14 protein-coding genes and 1 pseudogene are annotated in these 12,197 nt (G+C 71.1%); 10 read left to right on the top strand and 5 right to left on the bottom strand.

The window, feature by feature from the left end; translation table 11 throughout:
- Positions 1-6 precede the first annotated feature (6 nt).
- On the top strand, positions 7-1,407 hold the full coding sequence (locus tag H7965_RS06915; protein ID WP_186769815.1) for an NAD(P)H-dependent flavin oxidoreductase: 1,401 nt from the start codon (positions 7-9) through the stop codon (positions 1,405-1,407).
- A 117-nt stretch (positions 1,408-1,524) separates the two neighbouring features.
- Here H7965_RS06915 and H7965_RS06910 read toward each other — a convergent pair whose 3' ends face one another.
- On the bottom strand, positions 1,525-1,842 hold the full coding sequence (locus H7965_RS06910) for a hypothetical protein (protein WP_229682483.1): 318 nt from the start codon (positions 1,840-1,842) through the stop codon (positions 1,525-1,527).
- Between the two features lie 6 nt (positions 1,843-1,848).
- Positions 1,849-1,944: pseudogene (locus H7965_RS31910) on the bottom strand (zinc-ribbon domain-containing protein); the annotation flags it as partial.
- Positions 1,945-2,033: 89 nt separating this feature from the next.
- Here H7965_RS31910 and H7965_RS06905 point away from each other — a divergent pair.
- Genes H7965_RS06905 through H7965_RS06890 form a run of 4 tightly spaced genes read left to right on the top strand, consistent with a single transcriptional unit; the run spans position 2,034 to position 5,056 of the window.
- On the top strand, positions 2,034-2,741 hold the full coding sequence (locus H7965_RS06905; RefSeq protein ID WP_186769861.1) for a cell division ATP-binding protein FtsE: 708 nt from the start codon (positions 2,034-2,036) through the stop codon (positions 2,739-2,741).
- Positions 2,734-3,651: a cell division protein FtsX gene (locus H7965_RS06900; protein WP_186769813.1), complete on the top strand. Its 918-nt coding sequence runs from the start codon at positions 2,734-2,736 to the stop codon at positions 3,649-3,651. The genes H7965_RS06905 and H7965_RS06900 overlap by 8 nt, the downstream gene beginning before the upstream one ends.
- Positions 3,648-4,304, top strand: a complete 657-nt coding sequence (locus H7965_RS06895) for a YdcF family protein (protein WP_229682484.1) — start codon at positions 3,648-3,650, stop codon at positions 4,302-4,304. The genes H7965_RS06900 and H7965_RS06895 overlap by 4 nt, the downstream gene beginning before the upstream one ends.
- Positions 4,301-5,056 carry a lysophospholipid acyltransferase family protein gene (locus tag H7965_RS06890; protein WP_186769812.1) on the top strand — a complete coding sequence of 252 codons (756 nt, stop codon included), beginning with the start codon at positions 4,301-4,303 and terminating at the stop codon, positions 5,054-5,056. The genes H7965_RS06895 and H7965_RS06890 overlap by 4 nt, the downstream gene beginning before the upstream one ends.
- A gap of 240 nt (positions 5,057-5,296) precedes the next feature.
- On the opposite strand, the gene H7965_RS06885 is transcribed toward H7965_RS06890, so the two are convergent.
- A complete protein-coding gene (locus tag H7965_RS06885; protein ID WP_186769811.1) occupies positions 5,297-5,860 on the bottom strand; it encodes a gamma-glutamylcyclotransferase in 564 nt (187 codons plus the stop codon).
- A 68-nt stretch (positions 5,861-5,928) separates the two neighbouring features.
- Here H7965_RS06885 and H7965_RS06880 point away from each other — a divergent pair, with 68 nt between their 5' ends.
- The 5 genes from H7965_RS06880 to H7965_RS06860 all read left to right on the top strand — a co-directional run bounded on the left by H7965_RS06880 (position 5,929) and on the right by H7965_RS06860 (position 10,203).
- A complete protein-coding gene (locus H7965_RS06880) occupies positions 5,929-7,044 on the top strand; it encodes a DUF2125 domain-containing protein (RefSeq protein WP_186769810.1) in 1,116 nt (371 codons plus the stop codon).
- A gap of 175 nt (positions 7,045-7,219) precedes the next feature.
- Positions 7,220-7,492 (top strand): hypothetical protein, encoded by a 273-nt coding sequence (locus tag H7965_RS06875; protein ID WP_186769809.1) that lies wholly within the window; start codon positions 7,220-7,222, stop codon positions 7,490-7,492.
- Positions 7,493-7,613: 121 nt separating this feature from the next.
- Positions 7,614-9,050, top strand: coding sequence for a cytochrome ubiquinol oxidase subunit I (locus H7965_RS06870; protein WP_186769808.1), 1,437 nt, complete (start codon positions 7,614-7,616; stop codon positions 9,048-9,050).
- 5 nt (positions 9,051-9,055) lie between these two features.
- The gene (gene cydB, locus H7965_RS06865) at positions 9,056-10,102 is read left to right on the top strand and encodes a cytochrome d ubiquinol oxidase subunit II (RefSeq protein WP_186769807.1); all 1,047 of its coding nucleotides are present in this window, start codon (positions 9,056-9,058) and stop codon (positions 10,100-10,102) included.
- A 2-nt stretch (positions 10,103-10,104) separates the two neighbouring features.
- Positions 10,105-10,203: a DUF2474 domain-containing protein gene (locus tag H7965_RS06860; RefSeq protein ID WP_186769806.1), complete on the top strand. Its 99-nt coding sequence runs from the start codon at positions 10,105-10,107 to the stop codon at positions 10,201-10,203.
- A gap of 10 nt (positions 10,204-10,213) precedes the next feature.
- On the opposite strand, the gene H7965_RS06855 is transcribed toward H7965_RS06860, so the two are convergent.
- Positions 10,214-11,128, bottom strand: a complete 915-nt coding sequence (locus H7965_RS06855) for a DMT family transporter (protein ID WP_186769805.1) — start codon at positions 11,126-11,128, stop codon at positions 10,214-10,216.
- Between the two features lie 67 nt (positions 11,129-11,195).
- Entirely contained in the window at positions 11,196-12,188 is a 993-nt protein-coding gene (locus H7965_RS06850) for a Bug family tripartite tricarboxylate transporter substrate binding protein (protein WP_186769804.1), read from the bottom strand.
- Between the last annotated feature and the right edge of the window lie 9 nt (positions 12,189-12,197).

Below are 12,197 nucleotides of genomic sequence, written 5' to 3'. Positions count from 1 at the left end.
TTGGGTGTGAAGGCGATCAACGCGATCCGCATGGGCGGGGTGGACGTGCTCCCGCTGGTCGAAGGCGGCAAGGGCGTTGCCGTCTCCAATGGCGGCACCTGCGGTGCCTGGGCGTCCGGCGGCGGCGTCGGCACCTTCTCCGCCGTGAACGCCGACAGCTACGATGCCGAAGGCCGGGTCATCCGGCAGGTCTATCACGGTCAAACCCGGCGCGAGCGGCATGAGGAGCTGGTGGCCTACGGCATCGCCGGCGGCATCGCCCAGGCGCGCGAGGCGCATGAGCGGGCCGGCGGCCAGGGCCGCATCCATTGCAACATCCTCTGGGAGATGGGCGGTGCCGAACGGGTGATCCGCGGCATCCTGGAAGGCGCCAAGGGGCTGATCAACGGTATCACCTGCGGTGCCGGCATGCCCTATCGCCTGGCCGACATCGCCAAGGATTTCGGCGTCTTCTACTACCCCATCGTTTCCTCCGGCCGAGCCTTCAGCGCGCTCTGGAAGCGCAGCTACGGCAAGACCCGGGAGTGGCTCGGCGGCGTCGTCTACGAGGATCCCTGGCTGGCCGGCGGCCATAACGGCCTCTCCAACAGCGAGGACCCGGCGAAGCCTGAGGACCCCTACCCCCGGGTGCTGAAGCTGCGCCAGCAGATGCGGGAATTCGGCCTGGACGACACCCCCATCATCATGGCGGGCGGCGTCTGGTGGCTGGAGGAATGGCAGGATTGGATCGACAATCCGGAACTCGGCCCGATCGCCTTCCAATTCGGCACCCGTCCCCTGCTGACCCAGGAAAGCCCGATCTCGGACGCCTGGAAGCAGCGGCTGCTGACCCTGAAGCCCGGGGATGTGCTGCTGCAGCGCTTCTCCCCCACCGGCTTCTACAGCAGCGCGGTGCGCAATGAATTCCTCCGCGAGCTGGAGGACCGCAACGAGCGGCAGGTGGCCTACACCGCCGAGCCGATCGGCGATCATGTGGCGGAATACGGCGTCGGCCCGCGCAAGCGGCGGGTCTGGCTGACCGCGCATGACCTCTCCCGCGTCCGCCAGTTCGAGGTCGAGGGCTTCACCGAAGCCATGCGCACCCCGGACAATACGCTGATCTTCGTGACGCCGGAGAAGGCGCGGGAGATCATCAAGGACCAGGTGGACTGCATGGGCTGCCTTTCCTCCTGCCGCTTCTCCAACTGGGCGCAGCACGAGCCGACCTTCGACAACGGCAAGAAGGCGGACCCGCGCAGCTTCTGCATCCAGAAGACGCTGCAGGACGTGGCGCATGACGGGGCGTTGGAGCAGAATCTGATGTTCGCCGGCCACAATGCCTTCCGCTTCGCCGGCGACCCCTTCTATTCCAACGGCTTCATCCCGACCGCGAAGCAACTGGTCGAGCGGATCCTGACCGGGCGGTAGCCCCGACACCGCCCTGCACGGGCTCGCTCCGTGCATCCGCATCTACCGCGGAAATAGTGGGTTGATGGCTGGGTCAAGCCCGGCCGAAGGGGCACCGGCCAACCCGCCACCCCCCTCCTACCCGCCGAGGTCGGCCCCCAGCGCCAGGAACAGCCGCGCCGCCGGCGGCCAGACCGCAACCACCTCCGCTCGATAGGCCCAGAGCAGCGCCACTGCCGCGACCACCGTCAGCGCCGATCCGATCCACGCCGCCCAGAGCAGGGGATTCGACTCCTGGCGCGCCGCCGTATCGCCTAGCTGCGGCAACGGCGGGTCGATCAGTTGCGGCGCCCGGCGCGGCATCTGCACCGGCGGTGGCGGCTCGAAATGCGCGGGGGCGGCGGGCGGCGGCGCGGCCGGGAGCAACGCCTTCCCGTTGGCCGGCGGCGTGGCCATCCACGCATGCCCGCAACGGGTGCAGCGCAGGCGCCGGCCCTGGCCGACGAGCGCGTCTGGCACCTCGTAGGCGGCTGAGCAGGCGGGGCAGGCGATGCGCATTGGCGCGCCAATGTGAGGCCGTGTCTTCGCGCCTGCAAGATACGCTTCCTCACTTGGCGTTCCCGCTCGCCGGCGGCATTGTCCGCGCCATGGTTCGCTTTGCCGGTGTCGGGCTGCGCTATGCCAATGCGGCAAGGCCCGTGGGGGGGCTGGCCGGGGATCGTCCGGGGGCCGGGGAGCCCGCGGCGTTGCACGACGTGAGCTTTACCCTGCCGCAGGGCAGCTTCCATTGGCTGCTCGGCCCCTCGGGCGCGGGCAAATCCTCGGTGCTGCGACTGATGCAGCTGTCGCTGCGGCCAACCAGCGGCAGTGTGGAGGTGCTGGGCGCCGACCTGTCGCGCATCCGCCGGCGCGACCTGCCGGCGCTGCGCCGGCGAATCGGCACGGTCTGGCAGGATTTCCGCCTGCTGCCGCACCTGCCGGTGCAGGACAACGTCGCCCTGCCGCTGCGTATCGCCGGCCGGGCGGAAGGCCAGATCCGTGCCGATGTGGCGGAGATGCTGCGCTGGGCCGGACTCGAATCGAAAGCTGGCCAGCTGCCCGCGACGCTGTCCGGCGGCGAGCAGCAGCGTGCTGCCCTGGCCCGTGCCGTGGTGATGCGGCCGGCGCTGCTGCTGGCCGATGAACCGACCGGCAACCTCGACACTGTCCAGGCCCGCCGGGTTCTGGCGCTGCTGCATGAGATGCACCGCCTCGGCACCACCGTGGTGGTCGCGACGCATGCCGAGGCGCTGGTCGAGGCCTATCCGGCGCCGGCGCTCTGGCTGGAGCGGGGGCGGCTGGTCAGCCATGGCTGAACCACGGCTTCGCCACGGCGCGGAGGCGCGGCTCCGCCGCAGCCGCGGCCGCGACCCGCTCGGCCTGCGCCGGGTGATGTCCGACCGGCTGCTGCCGGCGCTGGTGGCGGCCATGGCACTGCTGGCGGCGCTGGCGATCGCCGGGGCGCGCGGCGCGGCCGACCTCACATCCCGCTGGGAAGGCGGCGCCGCCACCGCGATGACGGTACAGCTGCCGTCCGCTGCCGCGACCGACGGCAGGCTCACCCGGGCGCTGGCAACCCTTGCCGCCATGCCGGAGGTGGCGGAGGCCCGCGCCATGGACCAGGCGCGGCTGAGGGCGCTGCTGCGGCCCTGGCTCGGCGAGGCGCCGGCAGTGCCGCTGCCCACGATCATCGAGCTGCGGCTGGAGGAGTTGCCGCGCGACCCGGCGGCGCTGGCCGACCGCATCGCCACCGCGGTGCCGGGCGGCGCAGTGGAGGCGCATGGTGTCTGGGTGGCAAGGCTGGTCGCCCTCGCCCGCAGCCTGCAGGCGGTGGCGCTGGCGGCGCTGCTGCTGGTGGCGGGCATCGCCACGGCGGTGGTGGCCGTCGCGGTGCGGGCGGGCATCGCGGCGCGGCGCGAGGCGATCACCATCCTGCACGACCTCGGCGCCACCGATACCGACATCGCTGGCCGCTTCGCCGCCCGGGCGGCGCTGCTGGTGGGCCTCGGCGGGCTGGCCGGCACATTGGTGGCGGCGCCGGTGCTGGCGGGGTTCGCCGATCTGGCGGCGCCGCTGGTGGGCGGCCAGCCGGGGGTGGACCTGCTGGCGCTGCCCTGGGGCAAGCTGCCCTGGCTGGAACTGGCGCTGCTGCCCTGTCTGGCGGCCGGGCTCGGTTGGCTGACGGCGCAGGCGACGGTGCGCCGCTGGCTGCGGCGGCTGCCGTGAACGCGGCCGGGCTTTGCGGCGCGGCGAGGCAGGATCGGCTGCGCCGCCGCCAGTGGCACCGCTGGGCGGCCCTGCTCGCCACCCTGGTGCTGCTGGCGCTGCTGGGCGGCTTCGGCTGGTTCCTCCGTTTGGCCGCGACCACCCCGGCCGATCCCGACCGCGCAACCGACGGCATCGCCGTGCTGACCGGCGGCGCAGAACGGGTGGAGACCGGGCTGCGACTGCTGCGCCAGGGCAAGGCCGGGCGGCTGCTGGTCTCCGGCGTCCATCCGGATGTGACCCTGGCCGACCTCGCCCGGCTGGGCGGCGCGGGGCCGGAGGCGCTGGCCGGCCGCGTCACCCTGGGCCGAGCCGCGACCAGCACCCGCGGCAATGCGCGGGAGATCGCCGAATGGGCGAAAGCCGAAGGGCTGGCCTCGATCCGCATCGTCACCGCCGCCTACCACATGCCGCGGGCGCTGCTGGAACTGCGCCGGGTGCTGCCGCAGGCGGCGCTGGTCGCTCATCCAGTGGTCCCGGCCCGGCTGCGCGACCGCGACGCCGGCACACGGCTGCGCACCTGGTCGCTGCTGGCCGGCGAATATCTGAAGCTGCTGGCGGCGGAGGCCGGGCTGACCCGCCCCGGCGCGCCCACCCCGGACCCGAACCGATGATCTGGCTACGTTCCCTGCTGTTCAACATGGCGTTCTTCGGCGCCACCGGGTTTATCGCCCTGGTGCTGCTGCCGCTGGCGCTGGGGCCACGACACTGGCTGACCCTGCCGATACGCGGCTGGGCCGCGGTGGTCCTCTGGCTGCTGCGGGTGATCTGCGGCATCCACCTGCGGGTTACCGGAGCGGAACACCTGCCGCGTGGCGCCGGGCTGATCGCCGCCAAGCACCAATCGGCGTTCGACACGGTGGTCTGGCTGCGGCTGCTGCCGGACCCCGTCTATGTGCTGAAGAAGGAGCTGCTGCACATCCCGCTCTACGGCCGGCTGGCACGGAATAGCGGAATGATCGCGGTGGACCGCGCCGGCGGCGCCAGCGCCATGCGGCACTTGCTGAAGGCCGGTCGCGCGGCGGCGGAGGCGGGGCGGCAGATCGTCATCTTTCCCGAAGGCACGCGGGTTGCTCCCGGCGTGCGGGTGCCCTACCAGCCGGGGGTGCTGGCGCTGGCCGCCGCGACCGGCCTGCCGGTGGTGCCGGTGGCGACCGACAGCGGCCGTTACTGGGGCCGTCGCAGCTTCTGTAAGTGCCCGGGCACCATCACCGTCGCCGTCCTGCCGCCGCTGCCGACGGAGCTGCGGCGCGATGCGCTTATGGAACGGCTTGAGGCAGAGATCGAAGCGGAAACCGCCCGGCTGCTATCCGGAGAGGCTGTGGATAAACCAGTGGATGAACTCGGCGCGGGAGTTCGGTCGTGAGTGCAGCATGCCTCGGCAAGCTGCTGCGTTTGTGTGATTTTAGTTAACAACAGCATTCCAGAACATGCTTATCCACAAGATCGATATGCATGCAACGCATTGAATTCGCTTGGGAATATTGTGAGCTGGGGATAGTTGACGGAAGCTGCTGTGGTTTATCCCGTCAACCTGCTGGCAATCCTGTCGTATCCCCATGGCGCCCAATCGCCGGCGCCCTGCGATGTGGACAATGCCCGGGGATCAGTTGCCGCCAAGCAACGCCGCAATGCGATCCAGCCCGCCGTCGCGGACGCCCATCGCTCGCAAGTGCACAACGGTGTTGAGCAGGTAGTCCCGGTTCGGCCCCGCCTGCCCGGTCCCCCGGGCGATGGCGGCGGCGGCGGTTTCCGGACAGGGCCGGCAATAGGCGGGGTGGCCCCGGTTCGCCACATAGGCGACGGCGCGGACCATCCTGCCGCCGTCGAGCAGCCGCACCGGCAGCAGGCGGCGGGTGTAGACCACCTCCCCGCCGATGTTCTCCCGCGCATCCAGGTAGTCCAGCACCGCGCCGGCATCCTGCCCGGCGACCCGAAACGCCACCCCACGACAGGCGCCGCCGCGGTCGAGGCCGAGTACCAGCCCTGGCACCTCCGGCGTGCCGCGGTAGAGCCGGCTCCAGAGGCAGAAGCGGCGATGGAAGCCGCGCAGCAGGGCCGGATGGGCGCCAAGATGGGCGAAGCCCGGCTGCCAGATCAGCGAACCATAGCCGAAGACATAGAGGTGCCCATCAGGGTCGAGGGCGGCAGGCGCGACGGACCGTGTCATCTGGCTCCCGGGCATGCGTGCCCCGGGCATTCGCGCCGGCGCGGGCTTCGCGTATATCGCTGACCGCAATGTCCGCCAAGCCGCCCCGCCTCGCCGAGGCATCGACCCGAACGGGGCGCCGCCGCTGGCCGCTCCTCCGCCTGCTGCTCGGCGCGCTGCTGCTGCTCGCCGGCCTCGGCGCCGGGCATGCGCTGCTCTGGCAATGGATGGCCAACCAGTTGGAGGACGGCTTCGCCAGTTGGGCCGCGCTGCGGCGTGCCCAGGGTTGGCAGGTGGCGCATGGCCCGCCCCGGCGCGGCGGCTGGCCTTTCGCGGCGACGCTGACCCTGCCGCAATTCCGGCTGACGGGCGGCGAGGCCACCCTGCCCGGCGGCATGGACTGGCAGGCGGAGAGACTGGTGCTGCGCCTGGAGCCGCCGCGGCTGGACCGGTTGCAACTGGACCTTGGCGGGCGCCACCACCTCCGCCTCGGCGAGGCCGGGCTGCCCTTCACCGCCGAACGGCTGCACGGCGCGCTGCCGCTGGAGCGGGATGTGCTGCCAAGCGAACTGAAGCTGGAGGGCGAGCGGCTGCGCCTTGGCACCGCCGCCGGCAGCGTGGCGCTGCGCACCCTGCAACTGACCCTAGCCACCCGGATCACCGCCATTGAGGGCGAGCCGGCGGTGACCCTGCGTGGCGCGGCCGATGACCTGACCCTGCCGGACACGGCCGGACCGGAACTGGCGACACTGGGGCAGACCATTGCCTCGGTAGTACTGGACGCGGCGCTCTCCGGCCCGGTGCCGCCCGGGCGCAGCCCGGCGGCGCGGGCCGCAGCCTGGCGGGTGGGCGGCGGGACGCTCGACCTGCGCAGCCTGGCACTGCACTGGGGACCGGTTGTCGCCACCGCCACCGCGACCCTGACCTTGGATGAGGCGCTGCAGCCGATGGGCGCCGCCACGCTGCGCCTGTCCGGCGGAGCGGAGGCGCTGGACGCGGCCGCCGCGGCCGGGCTGGTGCCGGCGCGGACCGCGGCCGCCGCGCGGACAATGGTACGGCTGCTGAGCCGGAGCCCTCCGGAGGGCGGGCCACCGGAGCTGGAAGTGCCGCTCGCCCTGGAGGATCGCACCCTGAGTCTGGCGCGGATCGCCATCGCCCGGCTGCCGGCCTGGCACTGGCCGGCCGTGCCGGCGCGGCGGGATTAGGGCGGGGTCACGCTTGGCATCCCCTGGCCATCCGGGCTAGGGTGCCCTCATGTCGCATCGCTTCCTCCGTACCGCGCGAATTACTGGCCCGGCTGCCTGAGCCGCGCCGTGGGTACGGCGCGTGCCGCGCCGCCGGGTTTTCCTTCCCGCCCTCGCCGTACCGGAGCTTCCCGCGATGTCCGATTCCCCGCTTCTCGCCGCACGTTTCCTCGTTACCGCCGATGCCTGCCCGGGCCTCCTGCCGCGGCTGCTGCAGCCGCTCGCCAAGCGGGATCTGATGACCGATGCCATGCAGGCGCTGCGCGACGGCGATACCGTCCAGGCCGAGTTGGTGCTGCACGCCATGCCGGCCGCGATGGTGCATCTGGTGGAGGGCAACCTCCGCCAGGTGATCGGCGTGCGCAGCGTCCGCACCGAGGCCGGACCGCGGCTTCGTGCGGTGGCTTGAAGTGATGGTCGGCGCCAGACCCGAGGCTCGTCTCCCAGCTTCGTGATACAGCACCCGCCAGGCACGCGGAACGACAGTACTGGTTGCCGATTTACCCCCAGAAGTAGCGGGGACGTGAACGATGCCGTGGGATGCCTTCCCGAGCGCGCTTGACCTCGCGCGCTTCCAGTTCGCCTTCACCGTCACCTTCCACTTCCTCTTCCCCGCTTTCACCATCGGGCTGGCAAGCTATCTGGCGGTGCTGGAGGCGCTGTGGCTCTGGACCGGCCGCGCCGCCTACCTCGACCTGTTCCGCTACTGGCTGAAGGTCTTCGCGGTGAACTTCGCCATGGGCGTGGTCTCCGGCATCGTCCTCTCCTACCAATTCGGCACAAACTGGTCGGTCTGGGCGGACCGGACCGGGCCGGTGCTCGGGCCGCTAATTGCCTATGAGGTGCTGACGGCCTTCTTCCTTGAGGCCGGCTTCCTCGGCGTCATGCTGTTCGGCCTGGGGCGGGTCGGAAAGGCGCTGCATTTCTCCGCCACCTGCCTGGTGGCGGTGGGCACGCTGATCTCGGGCTTCTGGATCCTCTCGGCCAACTCCTGGATGCAGACGCCGGCGGGCTACACCATCGCGCCGGACGGGCAGTTCCTGCCGGCGGATTGGTGGGCGATCGTCTTCAACCCCTCCTTCCCCTTCCGCTACCTGCACACCATCACCGGCGCCTATCTGACCACCGCCATGATCGTCGGCGCGGTCGGCGCCTTCCACCTGCTGCGCGACCGCGCGAATGAGCGGGCGCGGCTGATGTTCTCCATGGCGATGTGGATGGCCGCCGCGGTGGCGCCGGCGCAGGCCGTCTTCGGCGATCTGCAGGGTCTCTGGGCGCTGCACTACCAGCCGCAGAAGGTCGCCGCGATGGAAGGGCATTGGGAGACCCAGCGCGGCGCGCCGCTGATCCTCTTCGGCATACCGGACATGGCGCGGGAGGAGACGCGCCTGGCGCTCCAGATCCCCCGCCTCGGCAGCCTGATCCTGCGGCATGAGTGGGACGGCGAGATCCAGGGGCTGAAGGCCTTCCCGAAGGATGCGCGGCCGACCAACGTGCCGCTGGTCTTCTGGTCCTTCCGCATCATGGTGGGCATGGGCCTGCTGATGATCGGGCTCGGCCTCACCTCGCTCTGGCTGCGCTGGCGCGGGCGGCTCTACGGCGCCGGCTGGTTCCACCGCTGGGCGGTGGCGATGGGACCGTCCGGGCTGATCGCCGTCACCTTCGGCTGGTTCGTGACCGAGACGGGGCGGCAGCCCTACACCGTCTACGGCCTGATGCGCACCTCGGAGAGCGCCAGTCCGCTTGCCGTGCCGGCGCTGGTGACCTCGCTGACACTGTTCATCGTGGTCTACTTCGTCGTCTTCGGCGCGGGCATCTGGTACCTGTTCCGCCTGTTCCGCCACCCGCCGGAGCCGCATGAGACCGGGGTGGAGTCCGAGCCGCCGATCCGCACCGCCGGCATCACGCCGGGTCCGCAGGTCGACCCCGACCGCGCGCATGACGCGCGGCCGCAGCCGGCGGAGTGACGGGGATGAGCGCGGAGACCATCGCCACCATCTGGGCCTTCATCATCGCCACCGCCGTTTTCCTCTACGTCTGCATGGACGGCTTCGACCTCGGCGTCGGGATCCTGTTCCCCTGGATCCGCGGGCAGAAGGACCGCGACCTCGCGGTCAACACCGTGGCGCCGGTCTGGGACGGCAACGAGACCTGGCTGGTCATGGGCGGCGGCGGGCTGTTCGGGGTCTTCCCGCTGGCCTACGCGACGATCATGCCGGCGCTCTACATGCCGATCATCATCATGCTGCTGGCGCTGATCTTCCGTGGCGTCGCCTTCGAGATGCGCTTCCGCGCCGCGACCGACGCCCAGCGGATCTGGTGGGACCGCTCCTTCTCCGGCGGCAGCTATGCGGCGGCCTTTGCCCAGGGCGTCGCGCTCGGCGCGCTGGTGCAGGGGGTGGAGGTGCAGGGCCGGGCCTATGCGGGTGGCTGGTGGGACTGGCTCTCGCCCTTCTCGGTGCTGACCGGCTGTGCCCTGCTGGCCGGCTATGGGATGCTCGGCGCCTGCTGGCTGGTCTGGAAGACCGAAGGCGAGATGCAGGACCAGGTGCGGGGGCTGGCGCGGGGACTGACCTGGCTGACGCTCGGCTTCATCATCGTGGTCAGCCTGGTGGTGCCCTTCCTGCTGCCGCAATTCCGTGACCGCTGGTTCAACTTCCCGATCATCCTCACGGCGCTGCCGGTCCCGGTGCTGGTGGTGGTGCTGACCTGGCGGCTGTTCCGCGGGTTGGAGGAGGCGGGAACCGGCAAGGAGCACCGAAGGGTGGTCTGGCGGGACGGCGTCCCCTTTGCCTGCGCGCTTGGGCTCTTCTTCCTCTCCTACACCGGACTCGGGATCTCCATGTGGCCGATGATCGTGCCCCCCGGCATCACCATCTGGGAGGCGGCAAGCCCGCGGGATTCGCAGCTTTTCATGCTGGTCGGCGCGGCGGTGCTGATCCCGGTCATCCTGGCCTATACCGCCTACGTGTACTGGTTGTTCCGCGGCAAGGTGAAGGCGGGCGAGGGATATCACTGAGGATGTGGCGGCGCCTCGGCTGGTTCGCCGCGCTGTGGCTTGTAGGGGTTTGCGTGACCGGCGCAGTGGCGCTGCTGGTGCGGGTGCTGTTGCCGCGTTAGGCAGGGCGCCTCAGCGGCCGGCCAATACCAGCACCACCCCGAGCACCACCGTCAGCGCGCCCAGGATCTCCGTCCGGCTGGGCTGCTCCCGCAGGTAGAAGCGGCTGAACAGCAGGGTGAAGAGGATCTCCACCTGCCCCACCGCCCGTACCAGCGCCACCGGCGCCAGGGCGAATGCACTGAACCAGCAGGCGGAGCCACAGGCCGAGAGCGCGCCCACCTGGGCGCTGCTGCGCCAGGTGGTGAAGACCGCGCGAGCCTGGGCCGGCTCCCGCGCCAGCAGCCAGCCGCCCTGCATGACGGTCTGCAGGATGTTGGTCACCACCAGGGTCACCAGGGCGCGGTGGATCGGGTCGTCGCCCGGCAGTTCCAGATTCGCCGCCTTCACCAGCACGCTGGTCGCGGCGAAGAAGAACCCCGCCGCCAGGCCGCAGACCGCGGCCGGCTGCACCGTGGCCAGCGCCAGTTCGCGCAGCGAGGCCGCCTTGCCCGCCAGCGAGAGCCACAGCACGCCGACGACGCCGATCGCGATGCCGACCCAGGCCACCGCTGAGATCCGCTCCCCCAGCAGCACCAGCGCCAGGATCGCGCCCTGCACCGCCTCGGTCTTGGCATAGGCGGTGCCGACGGCGAAGCCGCGGTGGCCGAAGGCCATGATCAGCAGGTTGGTGCCGAGGATCTGGCCGAGGCCACCAGCGGCGCAGAGCGCCAGGAAGGCCCAGCCCGGCAGTGGCAGCGTTCCGCCGAACACCAGCATGTAGAGGCCGAGCAGCAGGGCGCCGACCGGCACGCCGTAGAGGTAGCGCACCACCGCCGCGGCATTGACCGAGAGCTGGCCGCGCAGCTTCTGCTGCATCGCGGTCCGCCAGCACTGGAACAGGGCGGCCGAGAGCGTGATCGGCAGCCAGAGGGGGGAGAGAATCATTCGCGAACAGGCTGCTGCGGAGTGCCGTCGGCGTCAACCGGGTGCCTCGGCCGGCCTCCGGCCGCACTCAGCCGGCGTCGAGCTGCAGCCCCTCGCGCTGGATCACGCCGCGCCACTTGTCGGTCTCGACCCGCACCCAGCTGGCGAATTCCTCGACCGTGAAGCGCATCGGCACGCCGCCCAGCATGTCGAAACGCTGCTTCGTCTCCGGCAGGTCGAGCATCGCGTTGATCTCGGCATTCACCGTGCGGATGATCTCGGTCGGCAGACCGGCCGGGCCGAACAGGCCGAACCAGGTGTTGACCTCGAATTGCGCCAGCTCCGGCAGGGTCTCGCGGGCGGCGGGCACCTCCGGCACCTTGCTGTTGCGCTCGGCGCTGGTGACCGCCAGGGCGCGCAGCTTGCCACTGCGGATATGCTCGATCACCCCCGTCAGATTGTCGATCAGGAAGCCGACATTGCCGGCCAGCAGCTCGATCTGCGCCGGGGCGGAGCCGCGGAAGGGCACGTGGATGGCCTCGGCCTTCAGCAGCTGCAGCAACCACACCGGGGTCAGATGCGTGGACTGGCCGACACCGGTGGAGGCGTAGCTGACCTTGCCCGGGTCGGCGCGCAGCCAAGCGACGAACTCCGCCATGTTGCGCACCGGGGTATCGGCGTTCACCACCAGCACGTTGGGGCCGCGGATCTGCCCGGCGATGGGGAGGATCTGCTCGGATTTGTAGGGCAGGTTGCGGAACAGCGAATAGGCGATCGCCTGCGGCCCGATATTGCCCGACAGCAGGGTGGTGCCATCGGGCCGCGCCCGCACCGTCTCCAGCGTGCCGATGGTGCCGCCGGCACCGGCGCGGTTCTCGACCACCACCGGCGTGCCCCAGCGCGCCTGCAAATGCTGGGCGCAAAGCCAGCCCATGATGTCGGTGGTGCCGCCCGCCGCGGCCGGGACGATGATCCGCACCTGCTGCCCGGGCCGCCAGGCCCCTGCCCCCGCTTGGGCACGTCCGAGGGCAGGCAGCAGGGCAGGCAGGGCGAGGGTGGCGCGGCGGGTGATGGCTGGCATGGCTCGGGC

Source organism: Siccirubricoccus deserti (assembly GCF_014283215.1).
Classification (GTDB): domain Bacteria; phylum Pseudomonadota; class Alphaproteobacteria; order Acetobacterales; family Acetobacteraceae; genus Siccirubricoccus; species Siccirubricoccus deserti.
This window is presented reverse-complemented; position numbering and strand designations above follow the sequence as displayed.